Origin of the sequence: Paenibacillus sp. GCM10027628 (assembly GCF_042676385.1) — a bacterium.
GTDB lineage: Bacteria > Bacillota > Bacilli > Paenibacillales > NBRC-103111 > Paenibacillus_E.
On the sequence record NZ_JBHTHA010000017.1, the window covers coordinates 88099 to 111737 of the forward strand.

At 45.7% G+C, this 23639-nt stretch carries 28 protein-coding genes and 1 other annotated feature (1 of these 29 running past the window's edge); of the genes, 8 read left to right on the forward strand and 20 right to left on the reverse strand.

What is annotated here, in order from left to right:
• Positions 1–236, reverse strand: a binding site (T-box leader) (it extends 23 nt beyond the left edge of the window).
• A gap of 66 nt (positions 237–302) precedes the next feature.
• The 3 genes from ACFQZT_RS15945 to ACFQZT_RS15955 all read right to left on the reverse strand — a co-directional run bounded on the left by ACFQZT_RS15945 (position 303) and on the right by ACFQZT_RS15955 (position 3979).
• The gene (locus ACFQZT_RS15945; protein WP_379301532.1) at positions 303–1160 is read right to left on the reverse strand and encodes a hypothetical protein; all 858 of its coding nucleotides are present in this window, start codon (positions 1158–1160) and stop codon (positions 303–305) included.
• A gap of 129 nt (positions 1161–1289) precedes the next feature.
• Entirely contained in the window at positions 1290–2072 is a 783-nt protein-coding gene (locus ACFQZT_RS15950; protein ID WP_379301534.1) for an SDR family NAD(P)-dependent oxidoreductase, read from the reverse strand.
• A 509-nt stretch (positions 2073–2581) separates the two neighbouring features.
• Positions 2582–3979, reverse strand: a complete 1398-nt coding sequence (locus ACFQZT_RS15955) for an MATE family efflux transporter (protein ID WP_379301536.1) — start codon at positions 3977–3979, stop codon at positions 2582–2584.
• A 157-nt stretch (positions 3980–4136) separates the two neighbouring features.
• Between ACFQZT_RS15955 and ACFQZT_RS15960 the strand changes: the two genes are divergently transcribed.
• Both ACFQZT_RS15960 and ACFQZT_RS15965 read left to right on the forward strand, forming a co-directional pair.
• On the forward strand, positions 4137–5021 hold the full coding sequence (locus ACFQZT_RS15960) for a helix-turn-helix transcriptional regulator (RefSeq protein ID WP_379301538.1): 885 nt from the start codon (positions 4137–4139) through the stop codon (positions 5019–5021).
• A gap of 45 nt (positions 5022–5066) precedes the next feature.
• Positions 5067–6266: an MFS transporter gene (locus ACFQZT_RS15965; RefSeq protein WP_379301540.1), complete on the forward strand. Its 1200-nt coding sequence runs from the start codon at positions 5067–5069 to the stop codon at positions 6264–6266.
• Between the two features lie 66 nt (positions 6267–6332).
• On the opposite strand, the gene ACFQZT_RS15970 is transcribed toward ACFQZT_RS15965, so the two are convergent.
• The 3 genes from ACFQZT_RS15970 to ACFQZT_RS15980 form a co-directional block, all read right to left on the reverse strand.
• Complete coding sequence (locus tag ACFQZT_RS15970; protein ID WP_379301542.1) at positions 6333–7616, reverse strand: Glu/Leu/Phe/Val family dehydrogenase; 1284 nt, start codon at positions 7614–7616, stop codon at positions 6333–6335.
• A gap of 132 nt (positions 7617–7748) precedes the next feature.
• Entirely contained in the window at positions 7749–8465 is a 717-nt protein-coding gene (locus tag ACFQZT_RS15975; protein ID WP_379301544.1) for a type 1 glutamine amidotransferase, read from the reverse strand.
• Positions 8446–9783, reverse strand: a complete 1338-nt coding sequence (locus tag ACFQZT_RS15980; RefSeq protein ID WP_379301546.1) for a MurT ligase domain-containing protein — start codon at positions 9781–9783, stop codon at positions 8446–8448. The genes ACFQZT_RS15975 and ACFQZT_RS15980 overlap by 20 nt, the downstream gene beginning before the upstream one ends.
• Before the next feature lie 205 nt (positions 9784–9988).
• On the opposite strand from ACFQZT_RS15980, the gene ACFQZT_RS15985 reads away from it, so the two are divergent.
• The 4 genes from ACFQZT_RS15985 (at position 9989) to ACFQZT_RS16000 (ending at position 10778) form a co-directional block, all read left to right on the forward strand.
• Complete coding sequence (locus tag ACFQZT_RS15985) at positions 9989–10102, forward strand: YjcZ family sporulation protein (RefSeq protein WP_379301548.1); 114 nt, start codon at positions 9989–9991, stop codon at positions 10100–10102.
• Between the two features lie 39 nt (positions 10103–10141).
• A complete protein-coding gene (locus tag ACFQZT_RS15990) occupies positions 10142–10405 on the forward strand; it encodes a hypothetical protein (protein WP_379301550.1) in 264 nt (87 codons plus the stop codon).
• A 48-nt stretch (positions 10406–10453) separates the two neighbouring features.
• A complete protein-coding gene (locus ACFQZT_RS15995) occupies positions 10454–10549 on the forward strand; it encodes a YjcZ family sporulation protein (RefSeq protein WP_379301552.1) in 96 nt (31 codons plus the stop codon).
• Between the two features lie 142 nt (positions 10550–10691).
• The gene (locus ACFQZT_RS16000; protein ID WP_379301753.1) at positions 10692–10778 is read left to right on the forward strand and encodes a YjcZ family sporulation protein; all 87 of its coding nucleotides are present in this window, start codon (positions 10692–10694) and stop codon (positions 10776–10778) included.
• 76 nt (positions 10779–10854) lie between these two features.
• On the opposite strand, the gene ACFQZT_RS16005 is transcribed toward ACFQZT_RS16000, so the two are convergent.
• From ACFQZT_RS16005 to ACFQZT_RS16030, 6 genes are all read right to left on the reverse strand, one after another.
• Positions 10855–11313, reverse strand: coding sequence for a hypothetical protein (locus ACFQZT_RS16005; RefSeq protein WP_379301554.1), 459 nt, complete (start codon positions 11311–11313; stop codon positions 10855–10857).
• A 129-nt stretch (positions 11314–11442) separates the two neighbouring features.
• Positions 11443–12240, reverse strand: coding sequence for an ABC transporter ATP-binding protein (locus ACFQZT_RS16010; RefSeq protein WP_379301556.1), 798 nt, complete (start codon positions 12238–12240; stop codon positions 11443–11445).
• Positions 12237–13226, reverse strand: a complete 990-nt coding sequence (locus ACFQZT_RS16015) for a FecCD family ABC transporter permease (protein ID WP_379301558.1) — start codon at positions 13224–13226, stop codon at positions 12237–12239. Before ACFQZT_RS16015 ends, ACFQZT_RS16010 begins: the two co-directional genes overlap by 4 nt.
• A 9-nt stretch (positions 13227–13235) precedes the next feature.
• Positions 13236–14228, reverse strand: coding sequence for an ABC transporter substrate-binding protein (locus ACFQZT_RS16020; RefSeq protein ID WP_379301560.1), 993 nt, complete (start codon positions 14226–14228; stop codon positions 13236–13238).
• Positions 14229–14391: 163 nt separating this feature from the next.
• Positions 14392–15048 (reverse strand): response regulator, encoded by a 657-nt coding sequence (locus ACFQZT_RS16025; RefSeq protein WP_379301562.1) that lies wholly within the window; start codon positions 15046–15048, stop codon positions 14392–14394.
• Positions 15045–15881, reverse strand: a complete 837-nt coding sequence (locus tag ACFQZT_RS16030; RefSeq protein WP_379301564.1) for a sensor histidine kinase — start codon at positions 15879–15881, stop codon at positions 15045–15047. Before ACFQZT_RS16030 ends, ACFQZT_RS16025 begins: the two co-directional genes overlap by 4 nt.
• Positions 15882–16115: 234 nt before the next feature.
• On the opposite strand from ACFQZT_RS16030, the gene ACFQZT_RS16035 reads away from it, so the two are divergent.
• Together ACFQZT_RS16035 and ACFQZT_RS16040 are read left to right on the forward strand one after the other, a co-directional pair.
• Positions 16116–16733, forward strand: coding sequence for an SCO family protein (locus tag ACFQZT_RS16035; protein WP_379301566.1), 618 nt, complete (start codon positions 16116–16118; stop codon positions 16731–16733).
• A gap of 19 nt (positions 16734–16752) precedes the next feature.
• Positions 16753–17121: a c-type cytochrome gene (locus tag ACFQZT_RS16040; protein WP_379301568.1), complete on the forward strand. Its 369-nt coding sequence runs from the start codon at positions 16753–16755 to the stop codon at positions 17119–17121.
• 58 nt (positions 17122–17179) lie between these two features.
• Here ACFQZT_RS16040 and ACFQZT_RS16045 read toward each other — a convergent pair whose 3' ends face one another.
• From ACFQZT_RS16045 to ctaD, 8 genes are all read right to left on the reverse strand, one after another.
• Positions 17180–18427, reverse strand: coding sequence for a D-alanyl-D-alanine carboxypeptidase family protein (locus tag ACFQZT_RS16045; RefSeq protein WP_379301570.1), 1248 nt, complete (start codon positions 18425–18427; stop codon positions 17180–17182).
• Between the two features lie 179 nt (positions 18428–18606).
• A complete protein-coding gene (locus ACFQZT_RS16050) occupies positions 18607–18879 on the reverse strand; it encodes a cupredoxin domain-containing protein (protein WP_379301572.1) in 273 nt (90 codons plus the stop codon).
• 1 nt (position 18880) lies between these two features.
• Entirely contained in the window at positions 18881–19255 is a 375-nt protein-coding gene (locus ACFQZT_RS16055; protein WP_379301574.1) for a hypothetical protein, read from the reverse strand.
• Between the two features lie 86 nt (positions 19256–19341).
• Positions 19342–19797, reverse strand: a complete 456-nt coding sequence (locus ACFQZT_RS16060) for a DUF420 domain-containing protein (RefSeq protein WP_379301576.1) — start codon at positions 19795–19797, stop codon at positions 19342–19344.
• A 16-nt stretch (positions 19798–19813) separates the two neighbouring features.
• Positions 19814–20671: a cytochrome c oxidase assembly protein gene (locus tag ACFQZT_RS16065; protein ID WP_379301578.1), complete on the reverse strand. Its 858-nt coding sequence runs from the start codon at positions 20669–20671 to the stop codon at positions 19814–19816.
• Between the two features lie 145 nt (positions 20672–20816).
• Complete coding sequence (locus ACFQZT_RS16070; protein WP_379301580.1) at positions 20817–21134, reverse strand: cytochrome C oxidase subunit IV family protein; 318 nt, start codon at positions 21132–21134, stop codon at positions 20817–20819.
• A 1-nt stretch (position 21135) separates the two neighbouring features.
• Positions 21136–21750 (reverse strand): cytochrome (ubi)quinol oxidase subunit III, encoded by a 615-nt coding sequence (locus tag ACFQZT_RS16075; protein ID WP_379301582.1) that lies wholly within the window; start codon positions 21748–21750, stop codon positions 21136–21138.
• Positions 21747–23615 (reverse strand): cytochrome c oxidase subunit I, encoded by a 1869-nt coding sequence (gene ctaD / locus ACFQZT_RS16080; protein WP_379301584.1) that lies wholly within the window; start codon positions 23613–23615, stop codon positions 21747–21749. The genes ACFQZT_RS16075 and ctaD overlap by 4 nt, the downstream gene beginning before the upstream one ends.
• Positions 23616–23639 lie beyond the last annotated feature (24 nt).

The window sequence follows — 23639 nt, forward strand, 5'->3', positions numbered from 1 at the left end:
CGATACCACCCTAGTTCCATCGTGACCATTCAGCAAATGATCAGGACAGCTCCTCATTCTACGTACTATCATACGCGGCCCTTGTAACGGCGGGATCCCGGGGCTGCTTACTCAGATGCTTCAGCGTTCCTTCTCGGAGAGGATTTTCAGCTAAGTCTTGAATATCGGCTTTCAGCTCTAGGCCGACTCTCTGGGAAACAAGGGGTTAGCGTACTCGTTCTCGTCAATGAATTTAATAAGAACATTCAGTTAATTTATTATTGCACCCCTTCAAAAGAATGTCAACTTCGTTACAAACCTGATCAATAACTCCTATGGACAACAGCTGTGCGACGCATCATAAGTACCACTGGCGCTAATGCGATCAGAAAACAACCAACAGCGAGAACCGGAAGTGCGGACCACTCTAAGATGGAGCGGCCGAGGATCGTCTGCCAGCCGATCGCAGCTAACCCTAATAAATAGGTGCAGCCTGTTATATGGATCAATCTGCTGCGTGTAAGCGATGCGCGTTCAGCAAGCCAGCCCACAAACGGGATTGCCTGAAGAGCGTGAAAGCCAAGGCCATGCAGCCAAATAATATTGCCGTGAAGGCCGACGGTACGTCCTTGATTGAAAGAAATCCAGATGCCGGCGGCAAACGAGATCATGATTGCGACCATCGCGTATCGGATACCCACCACCAGCTCCGGGCGGAGCTTATAGGCTTTTTTGCGAAAATATTGAATGGCCAAAAACAGATAACACAGAATCAACAACAAAGCTACGAAAGCAAAAATGGAACCGACTGCGACATCGAAGGGGGCTCCTCCGTTCACGAACCTCGGGTTCACACCGCGAAAATTTTGTACCGTTTCCGCCAAGTAAGAATAAAGCGCAAGTAAGATATATGACCATCGGAAGAAAGCTCTGCCTTTCGGACCCATCGCAGTCAACGGAGTGATTGCTGCCGTCGACAACAGAAATATGCCTATAGCAGCATCAAAGGAGCATGCATTTAAAACATTGCCTTTAGGGGATACGGGTCCCCCATACAGCAATACCCACACTGCGCATATTCCTGCCAGCAGAAATCCGAGAAGCCCTGTAAGCACCAGCCATTTTTCCCCTTCAAATAACTTGCCCGCCGGGTTCGTTGCCCTAATTGCTTGATTACTCAACCCCAAACACCCTTTCCTGTAAATGATTTGATACCCTCACTTTACAGGAACAATATGGAACGAGATAACAGGCGTGAGAATGAAATCCGGCTGGACCCCGGGATGGTTCTGTGCTCGACTTAAGTCCGGTTACAACACTGCAGACTTGCCGCCATCAATGTTTACCGAGGTTCCGGTCACGTAGGATGCCGCTTCGGAGACAAGGAAAGTAATCACCTTAGCGGCTTCTTCCGTATGGCCGATCCGGCCCAGCGGGATTGCGTGGCTCGGGTCCGTTGCAAACTGTTCCCAGGTGAGCTCCGGCGCTTTGGCCCGCCACATCCGTTCGATCTGATCGCTGCGGATTAACCCGATACAAACCGCGTTGACCCGGATATTATCGCCGGCCAAATCTTTGCTCATCGCCTTGGTCAGCGCTAGTCCCGCAGCACGACTGACCGATGTCGGCATGGAGGAAGCGGACGGCGTTTTCCCCCCAATTGCGGTAACATTGAGAATAGCGCCGCCTCCGTTCTTCCGCATGCAAGGAATGACAGCCCGTGCGAAGTGAACCGCACCGAAAAGCTTCAAGTCCAAATCAGCTTCCCATGTCTCGGTTGGCACATCTTCAAAGGGCTTCGCAGCCGAAGTGCCGGCATTGTTAATCAGAATATCGATGCCGCCGAATCGTTCCATCGTCAGCTCTACCGCTCGGTGAACATCCTGTTCCACGGAAACGTCAGCCGCAACAATCAACGGCTCCACGCCTGTTTTCTCCGAGATCAATGCCGCAGCCTCTTTCAAAGACTCGATATTCCTGGCCACGATGGACACTTGAGCCCCTTCTGCCGCCAAAGCAAGTGCGGAGGCTAGCCCGATGCCTTTGCTCCCGCCCGTAATAATCGCCGTTTTTCCTTGCAATCCTAAATCCATCCTTATATCCTCCTCATAAAATACTGATTGGTTTGCTACTTTCTTATCACTCGAGTATCCATATTATATAATCAATGCATGAACAAAATCACCCTCCAAGGATTGAAAGTATACAGCTTCAGCTGAGAGGAATAGAGAATATAGTCGCTATTAGCGCACCCGTTGGACGCAATTTGATGGGAGGGATGTTCCAAATGGGTCTCGAAAGAACAAAGGTCTATAATTAGAGAACCACGTTCGTTATATATGGTCATTTGGTCTCTAATCACCTCTAGATCGGAATTCGCTCTCCTTTTAGCGTCTCAATGGTCTCTATTAACGAACAATTGTTCTCTACAAGAGAAAGTCATAATATGGTGACGGTCTCCCCAGAGAAGCATCAGCCAGAATAAACAAATATCGGTTCCAAAGATCATCATTACCCGCAGATCAGCATCTTGCATAATTTCCGATACAACCAAAAAGCGACACCACCTCGTTCAATTTCCGGGTGATGCCGCTCATTATAGCTAAGCGTGAATGCCTATTTCGCTGCCGCCAGCACCGCCAGCAACAACAATCTCGCTCTGCCTTTGCCGCTCTGCCCTTCGCAAGTACTTCTGCTGCCGCCACCTGATGACGACCAATATACCGCGTAAATACTCATCGCATATACTTGCGACATAAATGCCCGCCAGTCCCCAACCAAGGTGGATGCCGAGCACATACGAGAGCCCCGCTGCGACGCACCACATGGAGATTAACGAGATGATCATATTGTAGCGGGTGTCTCCAATGGCATTGAGGGCGTTGCCCATACCCATATTCAGCATTCTGCCCGGCTGCAGGATGACCGTCAACACGATGCAAGAAAGGCCAAGTTGAATAATCGCTTGATCCGAGGTGAAGAGACCGAGGAAACTTTTGCCGATCAGAACAAGTATTCCGCAATTCAAACCCACTAGCGCCAAGCCGATCCATGTTCCGCGATACCCGCTTCGATACGCCTCCTTGATGTTCCCTGCACCATACAGGTGGGCAATTTGAATTTGTACAGCGAGCGCGATCGAATAGCCCAGCATAAAACAGATCGATTCAAGCGTATTCATGTACGTTCTCGCAGCCAATTCCATGGCTCCCATCATCGCCAGAAACGTGTAAATCGTCAGCTGCGTGAACACCCAAGAGGACATATTGACCCCGAGCGGCCAGCCGATTTTCAGCACTTCTCCAAATAATTTCCGATTGAACACATGGAGATCCCTCCATTCCATCCGCCGCTCAAAAACAGTAAGAAACATAAATAAAAGCAGCATAACGGCAAGAAGTCGGCTGACCAGCGTCGAGATGGCAACACCGGTTAAACCAAGCTGGGGAAGACCGAGCGCCCCATAGATGAAGCCATAATTAAATACGATATGGATGATATTCATACCTATAGCTGTAATCATCGGCCCCTTCGTATTCCCTGTATTCCGAATGACCGTGCTGAGAGCTGCCGACAAAGCCGTTAATACCATGCCTCCGCCAACAATGGAAATGTAGGTTTCCGCCAAAGGCAGCAGCCGTTCCTCCAAATGAAACAGCTGCGCTAACGGACGCGCTTCGAAATATAAGATGAGGCTGAGGGTGAGACCAATCAAAGCGCTGACCTTTACGGCCATAACCGCAACCGTGCGGGCGTCTTCTTGCTGTCGCGCTCCTAATTTTTGAGCAATTAGAATCCCTGCTCCGCTGGCGACCGTCATGAACAAAGTCGTTACCGCTTGAAATAGCTGATTTGCAAGTCCAACAACCGCTACGGCATCATCGGACACGCGGCTTACCATCAGCGTATCGACCGCTCCGAGAAGCAGCTGGAGCAGCAGTTCGATAAAAATCGGCCACGCCAGCAGCCATAGTGAAAATTCATTTTTCTCTGTACGCACGGGCTCTCCACCATCCAAGCATCTGTTTTTTTCTATAAATGAAACTCTGTAGTCTGCTCAAATTATAGATGCTATACTTGATTCCATGTAACATGAATGCAACGCAAACTTTCAAAATTCAAACTTCCACTTCTTGGAACCATGAGGATGAGTTCAGATGTCGCTTATTGAAATAACCGTCCCCCCGCTTCCGCACTATATCATTAGCGGATTCAACACGATACCTAAAGGCGGCAAGCATCCGAGCCGTCGCAATATCCAAGTGTTCGATCTGGTTGTTACAACCAGCGGCTGCTTTTACATCTCCGAAGATGAACACCGTTTTACGGTATCTGCCGGTCATGCCGTCATTTTGCGCCCCGATCGTTATCACCTCGCCACACAGGCATGTACGGAGGATACCGATACGCACTGGCTGCATTTCCATGCCGGAGGCCCTTGGACGATGATCGACGAAGCTTTGCCGCCCCTGCCGCTTGATGATTCCGGCTTGGCATCGAAGCCGGTCGAACCTTTTGCCGTGGAGCCTTTTACCATACGGATTCCGCAATTTACCCGGCTCTTGCAGCCGGAGAAGACGTATGATCTGCTGGATCAGCTCCACCAGCTTCAGCCGCGCGCACACGTGAACGGCATTCGCTGGACGCAGCAGCAGTTGTTTCAAGAGCTGCTGCGCCATCTATCGGCCTCCATCGAGGCGGAAAGCCCGTCGCCATGGGCCGATTGTGCGGAAAAAGCCGCCTCCTATTTGCGCCAGCATTACTGTGAACCCATCACCGCCAAAGAGCTCGGCGACAGCGTTAATTTCCACCCCGTATATATCGCACGCTGCATGCAAAAGGAATACGGCTGCTCACCTACTGAATATGTGACCAGGCTTCGCGTCCAGCAAGCGAAGCTGCTCCTGCTGCAAACCGATCTGCCGATCGCCCGGATCGCCGAGGAGGTGGGCTACGAGCAGCCCGCATATTTTGCGACCTGCTTCACAAAGCTGGAAGGCATTTCGCCGCGCAAATATCGACAGCGATTCTCGCATGGCTGATGCGATATGGTATACTGAACGAAAAAAAAGCAAGGAGCACCATTCATGCCTACACCTTTGCATTGGAAACAGTCATTGTGGATTCTTTGGGTAGCTAACTTCGCTATTATGTGCGGGATGAACCTTGTTCTCCCCTTTTTGCCGTTATATATCGAGCAGTTGGGCGTTCATCAGCTTGCCGATGTGGAACGTTGGACAGGATGGGTTGTGGCCGCTCAATTCATCACTTCGTTTCTCACCCAGCCGCTCTGGGGCGCCATTGCCGATAAACGCGGGCGTAAGATCATGCTCCTTCGCGCCGGCTTCGGCATGGCGGTCGTTACTGCGCTAATGGGCATCGTATCAGCTCCTTGGCAGCTGCTCGCCCTGCGCTTATTGAACGGTATTTTCTCCGGCTTCATCTCGATGGCCGTTTCTTTGCAGGCATCGATCACACCGACGGAGCATTCCGGCCGGGCGCTAGGCACCCTTCAAACCGGGGCTATCGCCGGATCGCTGATCGGCCCGCTGATCGGCGGCCTGCTGGCGGAAGTCATCGGTTACAGCCGCGTCTTTTTCTTCACAGGCGCGCTTATGCTCTGCGCCAGCATCGTGGTTTTGATCTTTATCCATGAGGATCATAAGCCGGCGTCCACGAAAAAAACCAAACAGCGCATGCAGTGGAGCCTGTTTCGGCCCTTGCTGCCGGTCTTCGCCGCTTCCCTGATTACTCAAGTCGGGATGATGAGCATCGAGCCTATCGTCACGGTCTATGCGAAGACCCTGTATACCGGCAGCCACCTGGAGCTGCTGGCCGGACTTGTCGTCGCGATTACAGGTATCGCGAATCTGTTCGGCGCCCCTACCCTCGGCAGGTTGGGCGACCATATCGGACAGCGCAGGACGCTCATCCTCGCGCTGACAATGGCTGCGCTTGCCTTTATCCCGCAAGCGTTCGCTACTGGCGTCACCATGCTGCTGGTCGGAAGATTCCTGCTCGGACTCTTCATCGGTGGCATGATTCCATCTCTGAATGTGCTCGTGAAGAAGCTCGCCCCTGTACAAATCCAAGGGACCGCCTATGGCTTCAATACCTCGTCTCTGTTCCTCGGCAACCTGATCGGCCCCTTGATGGGCAGCCATCTTGCCGCAGCGTACGGCTTCACCTCCGTGTTCTATGTCACCATGGGGATCCTACTGCTGAACGCCGTATTTATTTTCACCAGCCGCGGCCTGGATCGACAACCGGAGATGAAATTAAACTAATGCAAAAAAAAGCTATCCTCACCGCAGCATTCAGTCTGCTTAAGGATAGCTTTTTCTCATATTAAATCAGATCCATCCGCGCCATTTGGCGGCATCCACGACTCGTTTCAGCCCAACCATGTATGCGGCTAATCTCATATCCACCTTTTTTTGCACGAAAGTTTCATAGACCGTATGGAAGGATTGAATCAAGATGCGTGTCAGCTTCTCGTTCACTTCTTCTTCCGTCCAGTAATAACCTTGATTGTTTTGCACCCATTCAAAATAAGATACGATAACGCCGCCTGAACTGGCGAGCACATCGGGCACCAGCAAAATGCCTCTTTCCGTCAAAATCTCCGTTGCCTTCAAGGTTGTAGGTCCATTAGCCGCTTCAACTACGAGTTTGGCCTTAATATCCCAGGCATTATCCTCTGTAATTTGGTTTTCTATCGCGGCAGGTACTAGAATATCACACTCTTTGACCAACAGCTCTTGATTCGTTATGGTGTTCGAAAAGAGATTGGTCACAGCCCCGAACGAATCACGCCGATCCAGCAAATACTGTACATCCAATCCATCCTCATTGTAGAGGGCTCCGCCAGCATCCGCTATCCCTACGATTTTGGCTCCCGCTTCATGAAGAAAATGGGCAAGGTAGCTGCCTGCATTTCCGAATCCTTGAATGATAATTCTTGCGCCTTCTAATTGAATGCCCGCAACTTTAGCCGCTTCTCTGATTAATATCGTTACGCCCATGGCCGTCGATGATTCTCTCCCGGCAGAGCCACCTAAAACGATGGGCTTGCCTGTGATGAATCCAGGAGAATCAAATTCACGGATACGGCTGTATTCGTCCATCATCCACGCCATAATTTGCGAATTCGTATATACATCAGGAGCAGGTATATCTTTGGTCGGTCCTACTAGTTGGCTTATTGCTCGTACATATCCACGGCTCAACCGTTCCAGCTCCGCAAAGGATAAAGCACGGGGATCGCATTGAATACCGCCTTTTCCCCCGCCATAAGGAAGATCCGCGATGCCGCATTTAATCGTCATCCACATGGAAAGCGCTTTGACTTCCTCTTCCGTCACGCTCGGGTGAAAGCGGATGCCGCCTTTAGTCGGTCCGACAGCATCATTATGTTGCGCGCGATACCCGGTAAATACTTTTACCGAACCATCGTCCATCTTTACTGGGATACGAACCGTCAACAGCTTAAGGGGCTCTTTTAATAATTCATAGCACCCCTCTCCGACGCCCATTTTCTCCAGTGCTGTTTGTATCACTTGTTGCGTTCTCTCCAACACATTTAAATTTTCCGCCCGCTGTGTGACCTTAATGGGTTCTTTCGTCGTCGCTCCCATTGATTTCCCTCCAAATTAATCCATAAAATAAAGCGCTTTCTTTTCTTTGCTGAAAAGGTGCTTTCGCATTCATTCTATATTCCGGTCTACAGAATCCAACAGAAATCTATAAAAAATAAATTTATTTTTTCTTTAATTATTTAGACAAATCGTTTCTGCCAGATGTTTAGTCTCATTTTCTAGTGTATCATCTAGCGGAATTAACTCCCTTGTCCCATATTTTCTTTCAATGGCTGCTGCGATCATTCGATCGGCAAGAGAAGGATTTTTAGGCAGAACGGGACCATGCAAATAAGTGCCGATTACATTTTTATAACAAAGACCTTCCGTCCCGTCTTCTCCGTTATTGCCAAAACCTTTTATAACTGTTCCTAAAGGTTCATGCCCATGATAGGTTCTCCCGGAATGGTTCTCGAATCCTACTATATTTCCATGTTCCTTCGATTCAATCAGCATGTTGCCGACCATACGATCATTTCGCGCAATAGAGTAACAATCACAAAGATCCAATCCCATAAGGGCGTCGCCTGCTGAAGTCACATAGTAATTTCCTAAAAGCTGGTATCCGCCGCATATGGCCAGACAACCTACGCCGTCATCTATACAATCTTTAAAATCCTTCTTTACTCTCAGCAATTCATGAGCGACCAGACCTTGTTCCCGATCGCTCCCTCCGCCGATGAATAACAGATCCACTTGTGAAAAATGCAAAGCATTCGTCGTTTTGATATCCACAACCTCTAATTGAATACCTCGCCACTCGCAGCGCTTTTGAAGGGCTGTCACATTTCCCCGATCTCCATAAAGATTCAACCGATCTGGAAAAAAATTATAGAGCACCAATTTCATTTTCCTTCTTTGCACTCCTTGTCATATAGCGTTTCACCGGTTGTAAAGCTGTATAAGTTGGCAATAAATAAGTCGGCATCGGGTTATAACACGCAAATAGAACGGCTTGTTGAATGGAAGGTATACGGATGATTTTATTTAGATCAATACCTGCATATTTGAGTCTTAATGAAAGATCGGCTGCCCGACGTCCTGAACAGATGATTCTCGTGATATCCTCCCTTTGCAAGCACTCAAAATCCGCATCCCAGATCCATGACACGTCCTCGCCATCCGCAACCCAATCATTAATAAAGAATGCGATTTGCTTCTCATGCCGGGTCGCAAGGATTTCAGATAATGAAACATTGGTACCCGAAGGATTTTTGCTCAGATTTACGATATAAGGATACCCTCTGTGATAAAACAACTGCATTCGCCCGTTGTCGGAATAGAACTGAGGTAAAGATTCTTTAATCGTCTTATGTTGAACTCCCATTTCTACCGCACATGAGATTGCGGCTAAAGCATTATACGCATTGTAAGCCCCTGTCATATTCATGCTATATGTTTCATTTTTCAAGGTGAACGATAAGGGATTACTCTGAATGCTTTCGATCTCGTAATGTGGGGCCGGACGCCGGAATCCGCAGGTGCAAGCATAATGTCCAAGCTGGTTAAAATGAATATGCTCATACTGAATTTCTTTACCGCATGCGGGGCAATACTTGGACTCGCTCATCGCATAATCTCCAAAGGGATAGGCCTCTTTCCGAAGTCCATAAAAGATCATGTCTTTATTTAGAATGCTCAAGCGAAATACCAAGGGATCGTCGGCATTTAATATCAATTTTGTTTCGACGGGATCTATAGACGTAATAATCTCTTTAATCAGCACATCGATTTCTCCGTATCGGTCGATTTGATCACGAAAAAAGTTAGTAATTACGACCACTTTTGGAGTAACTTGTTTCAAAACGACAGGCAAACTGGCTTCATCCACTTCAATTACCGCATAATCGTATGGAATGTTTTTGAATAACGCAGCATGATTGATTAAACAGGCCGTTATCCCGGACAACATATTCGCACCTTCGGCATTATTCAAAATTTTCATTCCCGTTGACCGCAGGATGTGGGCTAATAAATTGGATGTTGTCGTTTTTCCGTTCGTGCCCGTTATGAAAATAAACTGTTTGATGGGTTCAGCCAATTTTTTTAATATGTTCGGATCTATTTTCAAAGCCACAACTCCGGGGAGGGTTGATCCATTATGACCCAGCAACCGACTTAATTTCCCGACTGTTCTGCCGCTGATAATTGCCATTTTTCTTTTCATCGTCTTGTTCTCCCCGCTTCCCCTATGCTAACCATGCGTTCCTCATCAGAATCGACTATTAATATTCCCCGCCCCATATGGAAACATACAAAATAACCCTTACTCACTTGGGTAGATTGTCTAATTATTTCGTCCAAGCAATTATTGGAACAAGTTCGTACTCTATATAGTCACCACCACTCAATACCAAAAGGAGGTAATCACTATGGGTTATGGAGCCGGTTCATATTCTGGTTATGGTAGTTTCTTCACTTCACCCGCAACGATCCTTGTTCTTTTCATCTTGCTGGTTATCGTTTTAACAACATTCAGCATCTAATGGCCCTAAGGGGAAAACAGCATCTGGAGGTGATTCAGAATGTCAGTCAGCCATGATCAGCTTAAATCCCTCGTTGGCAAACATGTCTTTGTTATGACACGTCAAGGTGAGGTCTTAGACGGCACATTGCAGAAAATCAAAGGCGATAAAATTTATCTTCGTTCCAACAAAAAAACGGTTAATACAAGTGCCTTTTCGCCGTTCTTCAGCCCATTCTTTAATCCTGTGACTCCGCTCGTTCTATTTGATTTATTAGCAATTTCGGAATCGCCGTTCTTCTTTGGGTCTCCGTTTTTCATTTAGAAAAACTTAATTAATCAAATTAGCCTATAGGAAAAGAGGTGAGTAACTATGTCAGAAGGTGTAGGAATTGCTCGTACTAGTACAGCTGCAGTGTTGGTTCTCTTTATCTTATTGGTAATCATTACTATGACTTTTGTATGGTAATAATAAAATAAATCCTGTTAGCAAACTAGAGATAGCCATTCGAGAGTTTTTAGCTCGAATGGCTATCTCTAGTTCTAATGTCCAAGCACTTTAGGAATGAATATCATAGAATATAGTATCTTGATGGAAAGGGGGAGAGAGTATGAGTTTCTCAGGCCTTCATACTTCTACTGCAACTGTTTTGGTTCTTTTCATCCTTCTCGTCATTATCCTTCGTATGGTTTGGTAATTTAAGAGAGTTAGAAATGAGAGTAGCCTAGAACATATTGAACTAGGCTACTCTCATTTTCATTTATACGCAATCTTCATACCTTTCGCATGATCACTTCGTGATAGCTATCATCCGCATTTTGTTTTCGTATTTTAATTTCTAAAAGGCCATCTTTCACAAATGCTCTTCCACTTGTGGAATGGACGAGTGTCGGCAATTGAATCACTTGTTCTTTCTTTCCAGGCAAACCCTTCAGTTTCAAATCACTTGTGCTGGCGAGCACCCTTACATGGTTTAGATTCATGGTTTCCGGAGTTCTTATTTTAATAATAAGATGATGATCCGTCTCAGAAGTATCGACCTGAAGTTCTTCTTGTGAACTCTTTCCACTTCCATTTCCATACGACCTCATAAAATTTTTTAAGGCTGCCTGCATATAATTTTGGATCCAATCAAGATGACCTAATTGATCTAAGGGAATATCAGGCATTTTCCCTTTAAAAAATTGCTCAAAATCAAAAAAATGATTTGGATTACTGTTATCTTGGTTCATTTTAACATTACCTCCAACCTAAGTTAGAGTATTCAGGCACCCAGAATAAAGTGAGTGCCTAGGTGAACAAAAAAATGTATACCCAATTTTGCAGGTCTACATTTTCATTGGAGAAGGAATCCATAGTTTCTACTCATATGTCGGCGCAGCCAATTTCATAGAACGAATATACGGCTTTCCCGTATCTAAATCCGTTTCTATGCGAGCTTGCACACCAAATACTTCCGAGAGTGTTTGTTCGTTTATGACTTCGAAAGGTGTCCCTGAGCATCGGATCGCACCATCTTTCATGATGATCAAGTCATCCGAGTACATCGAAGCATGATTCAAATCATGTAATACCATAACAATGGTCATGTTCATTGCTTCTTTTAGCTGAACAACCAATTCCATGACTTCAAGCTGATGGTTGATATCGAGATATGTGGTCGGTTCATCAAGAAACAGCAAGCTAGGCTGTTGAGCAAGTACCATCGCCATCCAGGCCCGTTGCCTTTCTCCTCCCGACAACGAAGCTACGCTTCGGTCCGCCAGAGAGAGCACGCCTGTCTCTCTGAGTGAGTTATTGATGATTTGCTGATCATCCTCATCCAGCCTTTGCAACATGCTTTTGTGGGGAAAACGTCCATAGGCTGCCAAGTCACGGACGCTGACATCCATTGGTTGTTCATGCTGTTGCATAAGAAAAGAAAGCTGTCTGGCCAGGTCTTTGGGCTTCCATGACCAGATCTCTTTATTGTCCAAATGTACACTTCCCCGATCTATTTTTATCTGCCGCGCCAAAGCTCTGAGCAAAGTGCTTTTCCCACAGCCATTCGGTCCAAGAATCGTTGTAATTTGACCCTTCTTAATTTCCGTTGTTAAGGAGGAAATGATGGTACGATCCCCATATCGAATAGAAAGCTTATCCACGCTGATCAAATTCATGGTTCCCTCCTGCGAAGTAAAAACAAGAAGAATGGCCCTCCCAGCGCCCCCATGACAATCCCAACTGGAAGTTCAATCGGAGCAAAGGCGATACGGGCCACCGTATCTGAAATGGTCAAAACGGCTACTCCTAACAAGACACACGCAGGGAGCTGCCAGCGATAATCGCCGCCAATGAGTAACCGGGCTGCATGAGGCACAATCATGCCTACAAATCCAAGCAATCCGACAATACTCACCGTACTGGCTGCGAGCAAAGTCGCAATGGCTGTAAAATAAAGCCTATATAGTTCCACACGCAGACCAAGTGCTTTTGCCTGTGTATCACCAAGCGCCATAATATTCATATGCTGACTCCCGAGCAATGCAAGCAGCGTCCCACTAATCGTATACGGAAGCAAGATATCTACATGCGGCCAACTTTTAGCTGACAATCCTCCCACCAAGAACAGCAGCGCTCCCCCCACTTTATCACTGTAAAAGGTCAACAGTGCGGATATTCCTGAATTCAGCATAGCTGAAACGGCAACACCCGCGAGAATGACCCTTAGTGGACTGACTCCACCGCGCCACGCCAACAAATAAATGAGAAAAGCAGCACCAATAGCCCCTATGAACGCAACAGGCGTAAGCCAATTAACGTATGCAGGAAATAAGATGAGAATTCCAATTCCAAACAAACCTGCTCCTGAAGATACACCGATAATATGAGGATCGGCCATGGAATTCCGCATTATTCCCTGAAGCAAAGCTCCAGATATCGAAAGACTGATACCAACGAGCGCGGCAACAATTGTCCTAGGCAGCCGAATGTTCCAAATAATATCGTGATATGTACTCTTCTCACCTAATAACGACTTCATAATTTCATGAATATCAACTTTTACTGCTCCATAAATAAGACTTATACTTATTCCCGCCAGAGCGAAAATTGCAAGGATGACAAGTGTACTTGCACGCCATAGTGCATTCCTTTGTAATAGCATTTTACTTTATTAGTTCCCAAAGATATCGGGATAAGCCAGTTTTGCCATATTTTCAAATGAGGTGTCGAGATTCAGTCCCGGTGTTTTTTCAATGTCTGACGGGAGGAAGTAGATCTTCTTCTCCTTCACGGCACGCAGCGAAGCCCACGCTGGATTGCTTTCCATATCATCTTTCAGCTTCTTCCTTCCAAATTCCTCCGTACCGTGCACAGTCATAAACAGGTAATCCGGATTCGTCTCCACCAATTTCTCCAAGCTAAAGGGCACGTAATCCGGCATTTCCCCTGAAATCATACCTTCTGCAACGTTTTTCAGTTTCAACCTGGAAGCAATATCTACCGCCGTACTGCCTCCTTTCTGAATGTAAACGCCCATAGGCATAATCGTAACTTGCGCAAACGTCGGCGACTGGCCTGGAACTCGGCTTACTATGGATTGAACACGGGAGTCTGTTTCCTTCAGCGCCTTATCAGTTTCGGACTCTTTGCCTAGAATTTGCCCGTAAATTTTAGCGACTTGCTTTACATCCTCATAACTGGTAATTTTCATTAACGCAAACGGTACATGACTTGAAGAAAATGTATCCTTCAAACCGGTATTGAAGTAATACTGTCCGATTACAAGGTCGGGATGCAGACTTGCGATCTTCTCAACACTGACTTGATTGATTGCTCCTACATCCTGAGCTTCTTTTTCTGCATCCGAAACCGGAGTTCCGGGGGCGCTAGCCCGGCCAACGGCCTTTCCCCCAATTTGATAAAATAAATCAAGCGTTTCAGTGGCCAGAATAACAATGCGTTCCGGCTTTTTAGGTAAAATAACATCCTGGCCCGCCATATCCTTGAATGTCAAAAAAGGCTGATCTGACGATGCCGCTTTTACAACAGAATCAACGTTCTTAGGCGTACCCGTTCCCAATGTGTTTTCTGACTTTGCACCGCAGCCGGTCATAGACAATATCAACAATGTACAAATCATTGATAATAAAATTTTGCTTTTCAACTTCGATTCCTGCTTTCTTCGTTAATATTGGGGCGCATGTTTACCCCGCTTCATTTCCGGATGTGATTGATATTAGCGGATACTTGACCAAATCGGATGACTCAAAAGAGCTAAAAATTGGGCAATTATGTGAAATCCTTTGTCGAGTGTTAGCTTACACTCCTTATGACCTCTTGTTGTTTAACCAGCCCTGCTCAAACACATATCGGGTTAGTTGCACCCTATTTTCCATTTGCAGCTTTTGCATAATATTTTTCAAATGATTCTTGACCGTATGCTCAGAAATTTCAAGCCCATTCGAAATATCCCGATTGGATTTGCCGCTGGCCACCCATTCAAGGATCTCTCGTTCCCGTCCGGTTAACAATGCATTCGGAGCACAGCGTCTTTCCTTCGGGGTAAATTCTTGAAGTAATCTTAAAGCAAGTTCTCTAGACATTGGAGCTTCATCAACTGCAATAGCCTTTAAGTATTCATGCCAAGAATTAGGACTCAAGTTCTTTAACAAATAACCTTGAGCTCCTTTTTTCAATGCTTCAAACAAATGCGTAATATCATCCGATACGGTCACCATGACAATTTTGACGTAAGGGAATTTCTCCTTGATCTGCTTCGTTGCCTCTAATCCGTCCATTTGCGGCATGTTAATATCCATCAATATCAGGTCAGGCATCCATTCTTCCGTGAGCTTGACCGCTTCCGCTCCATTCTTCCCCTCGGCAACGATATCAAATGAAGCGTCCATGCTTAAAATACTACGAATCCCCTCTCTGGCATGATGGTGGTCGTCTATAATTAAAACACGAAACGGCTGTGTCATTTGGATGCCTCCTTCCGAATCTCCACTTTCGTTTTGCCGTGATCTCGCGTAAATTGAAGCATCCAGCCCATCTCAGCCGCTCTTTCATTCATAATTTTCAATCCATATCGGTCCTGGTGATAAAAAGGATCCCCTTCCATCCCGACTCCATCATCTTCCACTATGCAACTCCAGCAATTCCCGCCATCCTCCTTGCTTTGAATCCAGACATTTTGGGCTTGTGCATGTTTGCGCACATTAAGCAGCGCCTCTCGAATCGATGCATAGAGCTCTACCTTTTCCTTCGCTGACAACAGTTCCTCAGAGATCCGCCAATTTAAGTATGCTTGAATGCCTGTCTCAGTGGTGAAATCATTCACCATATTCTCCAAAAACTGCATCCATGGCAAGGCGTCAAGATCAGTCGGATAACGCAGGTTCGAAATCGCTTGTCTGACGTATTCGTTGACTTGATGAACGGTTTTTCGCAGCCCATTCGTCCGCTCCGCTTGCTCTTCATCCTGTTGTCCTAGCGCTAGTTGATCCATTTTCACCGACATGAGGAAGAGGGATTGGGCAATGCCATCATGAAGTTCTCGGGCTATTTTTTCCCTTTCTTTTAATGCCGCCTGACGGGATCGTTCCCGATGGAGCTCTTCTTGTGTCGCCTCCAACATCGAGAATAACTTTAATAAGAATATAATACTGACTGCCAGTTCAATTAGGGGGGATAGCCAATTTCCAAGCTCCATAGAGATGTGATCTAAGAAAATATGGTGTCGTGTATACTCCCACACAGTGAGCGTCAGGGTTGGAACAATCAATATAAGCCATTTGATTTGTTTGTAAGACATGCTATTCACCTTTTCATCGTCACTATAACTACTATACTCAATTACACCTATTTCAAAATGACTCGAAAGAGCTATTAAGCGCTCTCAAATGAATGACCGTCATGGAATATTCAAAAATTCATGATTGGCATAGCACTTTCTAGTCATGGCAGACTTGTTTCCAGTGGTTATAATAGCTAGGAACAAATGCCAAAGAAATGGTTTCATATAAACTGGAACAAGGAGAAGTTCATCATGCCATTCGTCAAAGGGGCTCAAAAACACTGGTTTAAAGCATTCGTTCTACTCTTAATCGTCATCATCTCTGCATATACCGTGTACTGGCTCAAACAAAGCAGCGACCCTTTTCCGAAAATGAAGAAAGCACCTGAATTTACGCTGCAAAACCTGCAGGGGCAAAATGTGAGCTTAAGCGAATCCAATAGCAAGGTTCGTTTGGTTGAATTCTTTTTCGCCAGCTGCCCGGACATTTGCCCTGCCACGACTTCCAACATGGTACTTATGCAAAATAACCTGAAAGAGAAAAAGGTGTTTGGGAGCAAAGTGCAATTTATAAGCATCACCTTTGACCCGCAGCGAGATACGCCCGAAGTCTTGCAGCGATATGCCAAGATGCTTGGGGTTGACAAAGGGGCAGGTTGGCAAATGCTTCGCGGGACGGAGGAGAAGTCGCTGCAGATTGCCAATGATTTCGGTCTTATGGTAGTGAAACAAAAGGACGGACAATTCGCGCATTCCATTCGCTCCCTGTTTCTCATTGATCAGGAAGGCTTCATCCGAAAAGTGTTTGATATGGGAGAAAACATGGATAATGTGGCTATTGAGAAGGCTATCGTTCAATTGACCAAATAACAAGAAGGGGAATCTAATCATGATGAAAAAATGGATCATGTTCGCACTTTTCTGTTCAGCAGCCGTACTTGGACTAGGGATTTTATTTGAGAAAGCAGCCACTCATACAACCGCTGAGCAAAAAACAGAAACTTCATTTAAGATGCCGGAAGGCACTTTGGATGCCAATTCGGCGCAAACTACTTTTAAGCAAAAATGTATGTCTTGTCATGGTACAGAACTCCAGGGTGGAGCAGGACCGAACCTGCAAAAAGTCGGAGGCAAGCTCTCCACTGAGCAAATTTATAAAAAAATCGAAACCGGTGGCGGCATTATGCCTTCCTTCAAAACTCAGTTAAAAAACGAGGACGTCGCCAATCTTACCCGTTGGCTCGCTGAAAAAAAGTAACTCCATTAGAAGTTCCTGAAATCCTGATTTCACCATCTTAACTTATGAACGTTCCAATTCAGGCACCATATTTTTCATTTGAGAGCATGGATGCCGACGCACGCTTTCGTTGTTTTCGTTTTTGACTCAAACTGAATAAGCCATATGCAAAAGGTAGCATACCAACGGCCACCCAAAGCCACCACATGGATGTGGTTCTAACCACCCCACTGCTAGGTTTGGGAGGATCAATAGGAGCGACTTCTTTGGTAGACACGATAGGGATTTGCGTCAGCAATTCCCCATTTTTCTTAATTTGATAAGCGCCAATAACCTCTCCTGCACCGATCGTTTTTTGCCCGCTTTGCCACTGCGTGAATACAGGCGTATACGTATAATCGGCGGCATCGCCTTTTAGCTTGGTTAGCACATAGGAATTACCAAGGGCACCTTCAACGCTCGTACCATCAAAGTTCGTCTCACCGACGACATCCCCTTTTTGAAACATTCGCTGCACATCAATATGGTCGAGTCCAAAATTGCCTATCGTTTGCACATCGTGATATTCATTTCCACGCGATGACTTCATTACAACCGCGATGACAGTTTTATTGTCTTTTTTCATATACTCGATTAAAGTGTTATGAGCCTGGTTTGTAAAACCGGTTTTTCCGCCCAAAGCTAGCGGATTCTGAAAAATGAAGCTGCGATCTTTTATCGTCACTTGCCGTTGGTCCGTTTTCACCGCCGTCTTTTCGGTTCCCATCGCTTCCATAACAGCCGGGTACTTCATGGCTTCTTTGGCCAGCAGAGCCAAATCATTGGAAGTCGTAAAATGCTGAGGGTCGTGCAAACCGTTAGGTGTGACAAAATGGGTATGCTTCATGCCGATCGAAGCTGCCCTCTTATTCATCATCGCGGCAAAAGTCGCCTCATCGCCACCGATATGTTCAGCAATCATCATCGCCACATCATTGGCAGAGATTACAAGCAATGCCTTTAAAGCTTCTTCTTTTTGCATCTTCTCGCCCACTTTTAAATTAAAAACAGAATTACTCGCTTCTTGCAGCGTTGCTTTTTTACTCGCAGTCATCCATTCCCCGTCTGTCATGTTATCCTCTAGGAGGATAGCCGTCATCAGCTTCGTTAAGCTAGCAGGATACGCTTGTTCATCTTTGTTTTTTTGATAGAGAATTTCGCCTGTCGAACTATCTATTACAACACCTGTGCCGCTATAAATAGCCGGTGGATTGTCGTCTCCATAAACAATTCCTACTTGGCCTAACACAACTACGAACATAACGGTGATTATCACCACTAGCTTCATGACATATCCTCCTACGTATGAACAAACTAATCATCTTCTTGCTTATAGCTTTTTAATAAAATTAGAAGAACCCTGGAATAAGCGGTTCTCCTTTAAAGTTCAAAAACAAATTTATTATAGACTCTGTTCCTTAAAAACAGATTAAATTCGGATTAACCCCTTGAATTGGGGACATGGTATTATTTAACGGTGATAGTTCCATAATACATGTACATCCCACAGTGGTATTTATACGTTCCCGGTTTCAGGTCATTTAATGTAATGAAATTATCTCCTATCTTAAGATTTACATCTATACCCAGGTCTTGAGATTCAACGTTTGTTATACACGTAAAACCTGATTGCTTTTTAAATTCAATTTTTGTCGGGACTCCTGCTTTTACTTCAACATTTTCAGGGCCAAACCCATCAGATTTGACATCCGCAGTTACAACTTGATACCCTTTGATCACACTAAAGCCGTACGATTGGGAACGAACTTATCTTTGTCAATCCTTCAGCTTTTCGTTTGTAAAGATGAAAAATATCGTTTGAGACTCGATTCCCACATCCCGACATGTCTCTTACGATGATATACATCTTTCCAGAGCCTCGCTCAGCGTACAAGACTGCTTTTTCTCGTTTGTAAGCATTCAAAACATCGTTCGAGACACGATTCCATTTCCCCCTCGCCTCTGCAACGATGAAAAACATCGCTACAGCTGTGCACTTGCTGTTTGTTGTAAATCGCTTTGCAACTTTCATGGTGGCTGACCTGTCGAAGCCGATGATGACGCCTAAATACAGCATGAACAGCATGCCATAGACCAGCACGTAATACATCACCATCTGCGATTCTATTTTTCCTGCGGCTGCCCCTTCTGTTGAAAAAAAAGACTGAACGATGTGATGAAATCACGTCATTCAGTCTTCTATCATAATCCAAAAATCGCATCTAACACAGGTTTTGTCGTGCCGCCTGGATATAGTATATAAAGCATCACGTATACGACAACGCCAGTTGGCGCTGTGAGCAGCCAGATGATTGCGGCCACGCGACCAATTTTTTTATGTTTCAGAAATCTTTGCTTGTAAGCTAGCCAGAGCGTAATCAGTCCTAGCACACCGCCAACGGTTGCCAGGGTAATATGAAAGAACAAGAACAGATGATAGGGTAACTTTAAGCTTTCCGGTCCGCCAAACGCCGTGTTCCCTTCGAACAACGTCCTGGACATGTAAATGATGAAAAAGGCCAGTGCGAAGATCGCACCGAACACCATGAGCTTTTGATGCGTCTCCCTGTGTCCCTTGACTATATGATACCATCCGAAGCCAACCAAGATGGCGCTAATAACGATAAACGTCGTAGATATCGTTGGCAAAATATGCATCTTCCTAATTCCTTTCTTAGGCGCGATTCCAGTTGCCGCCTTGTTGATTCAAGTTATCCTGAGCTTCATAACTATCCGAGATTTCGTCCTCTTTGCGCTCTCTGCGGTACCATCTGAAGAAAATATAAGCGAGCGTCGCTCCATAAATAATTTCTTGCAGAATTTTCATAATAACGCCACCTAACTGCTGATCGTCAAGAGGCGACAAATGAGCGAAGGGAACCGTTACATTCGTATACATATCATAAATGATCGTATCTGCGAAAATAATAAGTGCACACGCAGGTGTGAGGAGGATACCGTTTCCGAAAATATAAGCCAATTTTTTTAACTCACTCAGGCGATTCAGCTCAGGAACCGGACAAAACACTGGGAACCACATCGCAAAGGCTGAGATCATTAGGACCGTATGGTAGCCTAGCTGCAGAAGATCATTCCGCATTAAGCTATCCATAATAAATGGCATATGGTAGATCGAAAAGAGCATGTTAAACAAAAACAGTGCAATAAGCGGTCTCGTTAATAACGAAAACAAAGCGTTAACCACTCGATTCTTCAGCAGCTTACGAATGATCCAAGCCGGCGTCCCAATCCAAATGAAGATAGGAACGGCTAAATAAAGCATCGTTTGCTGCAGCATGTGCATGCTAAAGAGATAGTGATGTCCAATGTAATTAATCGGGCTTCCCTGTCCAATATAGAATAGGACGAGCCCGGTATAGAAAGATAGTTTCTGCTTAACCGTAACCGGCTCCGCATCTGTAGATATACCATTTCCCTTAGCGACTAAGCGACTATACACATACCCGACAATCATGACCACCAGCAGCAAAACAGGACTCCACAGATCGAAAAAACCGCCAATTTGGTTCATAGCTTATGTCTATCTCCTTCCATATATAGCCCCCAGTAGTGAAGAAATCCTTCGAGGCATAGTCCTTTTACATTTGGGGAAATCCCCATAAACCTAAAAAAAGAGGAGGCACTTTGTCAAGACAAAGTTGCCTCTTCCTTCTTTCTTACCACCACATCCAGTATACAGCCGTGATTACACCAGTCAGAGCTACAAATGCGCCTCCTGCGAGGAAAATCAGCGGGAACAAATGTCCTCTTTCTTTGGCATGCATCCAGAAGAAGAGCTGTATTAACGCCTGCACCAAAGCAAGCGTCACGATGAAAATCAAGATAAATGAGCGATCCAAATCTCCGTACAGTACGACAGCGAATGCCAACATTGTGAGCAGAATCGAGATAATGTAAGACAGGTAATGATTTAATGGTGATTCAGGTTTGTGGCGTTTGCTAGGTGCGGATGCTTCATGAGAATTATTGCTCATCTTAATGCCCCACCTTCCCCATCAGATATACGACTGTGAAGATAAATACCCAAACCAAGTCAATAAAGTGCCAGTACAGAGCAGCTACATAAAATTTCGGCGCTGTAACGACTGTCAAACCTTTTTTCAATCCTTGCAAGATCAACAATGTGATCCAAGTAACACCGAAAGCTACGTGAGCTCCGTGGAATCCAACAAGTGTGTAGAAGGATGTGGAGAATGCACTGGTCACGAATTTGTGGCCCTCATGCACATACTCATTGAACTCGTAAATCTCCATGCCCAAGAACGAAAGACCGAATAACACGGTGATCAATAGCCAGAACAGCAATTGTCCAAGCTTTTGTCTGTGCATGGCCATAATGGCAAATACACTTGTTAAACTACTTGTTAAGAGAATGAAGGTTGACCAGCCAACCGTATTAAGCTTGAAAAGCTCATCTGCCGTAGGACCATCTGGAACCGAATTGCGAAGGGCAATGTATGTTGCGAATAAGCAGCCGAACAATACAACTTCGGCGCCAAGGAATAGCCAGAAACCAAGTACCTTATTTTTCCCTTCAAGGGTTGCCGTTTCCGGGTGCGCAGGCAGAACGCCTGTATGATGAGTACTCACGCTTTTCCCCCCTTGTCTTCAAGCTCTTCAGGTTCAATGTGCCAGCCATGGTCATCAAATACGGAACGCAAGAACATGCTGAGCAGTGTAATCGCCATACCGATAGCGACGATAATGTAGTGTTTATACATAAAGCCAAAGCCTGCGATAAACAATCCGAGCGACATTGTAAGCGGCAGAATCGATGGAGACGGCATATGTATCGAACCTACAGGTTCAGCCGGAATCATCTCTTTATTGCCTGCCATTTTTTCTTTCCAAAGCGCATCCAAACCGCGAACAAGCGGAGTTTGTTTAAAGTTATATTCTGGAGCTGGTGAAGGAATCGCCCACTCCAAGGAACGACCATCCCAAGGATCTGCAAGTGCATTTTTAGCTTTAGTCGATGTAGCAATGATGTTGATCAAGAAGATCAATGTACCGATACCCATCAAGAATGCGCCTGCTGTACTAATTAAGTTACCCATTTCGAGGTCATGACCTGGCTGGTAAGTAAAGACACGTCGTGGCATCCCCATCAATCCCAAGAAATGCTGAGGGAAGAATGTCATATGGAAACCGATAAAGAAGAACCAGAAATGGAACTTACCTAACGTTTCATTCAGCATACGGCCGAACATTTTAGGCCACCAGTAGTATAGACCTGCGAACAAGCCAAGAATTAGACCACCAACGATAACGTAGTGGAAGTGAGCGACTACGAAGTACGTATCGTGATATTGAAAGTCAGCCGCAGGAATCGCGAGCATAACCCCTGTTGTTCCGCCCATAACGAATGTAGGGATGAACGCTGTTGCAAAAATATTAGCCGTTGTGAAACGGATTTGACCGCCCCACAGCGTGAACAACCAGTTGAAGATTTTCACACCGGTAGGAACTGCAATTGCCATCGTAGCGATGGAGAAAATCGAGTTCGCTACAGGACCTAAGCCTGTTGTAAACATATGGTGAACCCAAACCATGAAGCCTAAGAAACCGATCAATACGGTTGCGAATACCATGGAGCTGTAACCGAAAAGACGTTTTTTCGAGAAAGTAGATACAATCTCAGAAATGATACCGAAAGCAGGTAGAATCAAAATATAAACTTCGGGATGCCCAAAGATCCAGAACAAGTGCTCCCATAAAACGTTGTTACCGCCTCTGGCTGCATCAAAGAATGCGCCACCGAAAATGCGGTCAAACATAAGCTCAACGAGCGCGACAGTAATTGCCGGGAAAGCAAGCACAATCAAACCCGAAGTGATAAAAGCCGTCCATGTGAACATTGGCAAACGCATATACGTCATACCAGGAGCACGCATGTTAATGATCGTTACGAGGAAGTTAATCCCCCCGATCAGTGTACCGATACCCGCAATCTGCAAGCCAAGCACATAGAAATCCGTACCTTGCAAATTGTGTTGCAGCGTTGCGCCCCAGCTTGAATCCGTAATGGATGACAATGGCGCATATCCGGTCCAACCGGCATCAGGCGCGCCGCCCAAAAACCAGCTTGTGTTCATAAGTACGCCGCCCAAGAAGAACAGCCAGAAACCGAGTGCGTTAACGAAAGGAAAAGCAACGTCACGCGCACCAATTTGTAAAGGAACGATAGCATTCATGAAAGCGAAAATCATCGGCATTGCCGCAAAGAAGATCATCGTCGTTCCGTGCATCGTTGTTAATTGGTTAAATGTATCCCCGATAAAAATATGTTGATCGGGATACGCGAGCTGAATCCGAATCAGTATCGCTTCCAAACCTCCGACGAGGAAGAAGAAGCCGCCTGCTATTAAATACAGAATTCCGATTTTCTTATGGTCAACGGTAGTGAGCCAATCCATCAGTCCGCTGTATCTTTTAGCTGTGTGAGAATGAGCCAACGTATTTACCTCCTTTGTCCCGAG

Coding starts and splice junctions, on each gene's coding strand:
- ACFQZT_RS15950 (WP_379301534.1), bottom strand. CDS start 2,072: ATGGATTTAGGATTGCAAGGAAAAACGGCGATTATTACGGGCGGGAGC.
- ACFQZT_RS15960 (WP_379301538.1), top strand. CDS start 4,137: ATGTCGCTTATTGAAATAACCGTCCCCCCGCTTCCGCACTATATCATT.
- ACFQZT_RS15965 (WP_379301540.1), top strand. CDS start 5,067: ATGCCTACACCTTTGCATTGGAAACAGTCATTGTGGATTCTTTGGGTA.
- ACFQZT_RS15970 (WP_379301542.1), bottom strand. CDS start 7,616: ATGGGAGCGACGACGAAAGAACCCATTAAGGTCACACAGCGGGCGGAA.
- ACFQZT_RS15975 (WP_379301544.1), bottom strand. CDS start 8,465: ATGAAATTGGTGCTCTATAATTTTTTTCCAGATCGGTTGAATCTTTAT.
- ACFQZT_RS15980 (WP_379301546.1), bottom strand. CDS start 9,783: ATGAAAAGAAAAATGGCAATTATCAGCGGCAGAACAGTCGGGAAATTA.
- ACFQZT_RS15985 (WP_379301548.1), top strand. CDS start 9,989: ATGGGTTATGGAGCCGGTTCATATTCTGGTTATGGTAGTTTCTTCACT.
- ACFQZT_RS15990 (WP_379301550.1), top strand. CDS start 10,142: ATGTCAGTCAGCCATGATCAGCTTAAATCCCTCGTTGGCAAACATGTC.
- ACFQZT_RS15995 (WP_379301552.1), top strand. CDS start 10,454: ATGTCAGAAGGTGTAGGAATTGCTCGTACTAGTACAGCTGCAGTGTTG.
- ACFQZT_RS16000 (WP_379301753.1), top strand. CDS start 10,692: ATGAGTTTCTCAGGCCTTCATACTTCTACTGCAACTGTTTTGGTTCTT.
- ACFQZT_RS16005 (WP_379301554.1), bottom strand. CDS start 11,313: ATGAACCAAGATAACAGTAATCCAAATCATTTTTTTGATTTTGAGCAA.
- ACFQZT_RS16010 (WP_379301556.1), bottom strand. CDS start 12,240: ATGAATTTGATCAGCGTGGATAAGCTTTCTATTCGATATGGGGATCGT.
- ACFQZT_RS16015 (WP_379301558.1), bottom strand. CDS start 13,226: ATGCTATTACAAAGGAATGCACTATGGCGTGCAAGTACACTTGTCATC.
- ACFQZT_RS16025 (WP_379301562.1), bottom strand. CDS start 15,048: ATGACACAGCCGTTTCGTGTTTTAATTATAGACGACCACCATCATGCC.
- ACFQZT_RS16030 (WP_379301564.1), bottom strand. CDS start 15,881: ATGTCTTACAAACAAATCAAATGGCTTATATTGATTGTTCCAACCCTG.
- ACFQZT_RS16035 (WP_379301566.1), top strand. CDS start 16,116: ATGCCATTCGTCAAAGGGGCTCAAAAACACTGGTTTAAAGCATTCGTT.
- ACFQZT_RS16040 (WP_379301568.1), top strand. CDS start 16,753: ATGATGAAAAAATGGATCATGTTCGCACTTTTCTGTTCAGCAGCCGTA.
- ACFQZT_RS16045 (WP_379301570.1), bottom strand. CDS start 18,427: ATGAAGCTAGTGGTGATAATCACCGTTATGTTCGTAGTTGTGTTAGGC.
- ACFQZT_RS16055 (WP_379301574.1), bottom strand. CDS start 19,255: ATGGTGATGTATTACGTGCTGGTCTATGGCATGCTGTTCATGCTGTAT.
- ACFQZT_RS16060 (WP_379301576.1), bottom strand. CDS start 19,797: ATGCATATTTTGCCAACGATATCTACGACGTTTATCGTTATTAGCGCC.
- ACFQZT_RS16065 (WP_379301578.1), bottom strand. CDS start 20,671: ATGAACCAAATTGGCGGTTTTTTCGATCTGTGGAGTCCTGTTTTGCTG.
- ACFQZT_RS16070 (WP_379301580.1), bottom strand. CDS start 21,134: ATGAGCAATAATTCTCATGAAGCATCCGCACCTAGCAAACGCCACAAA.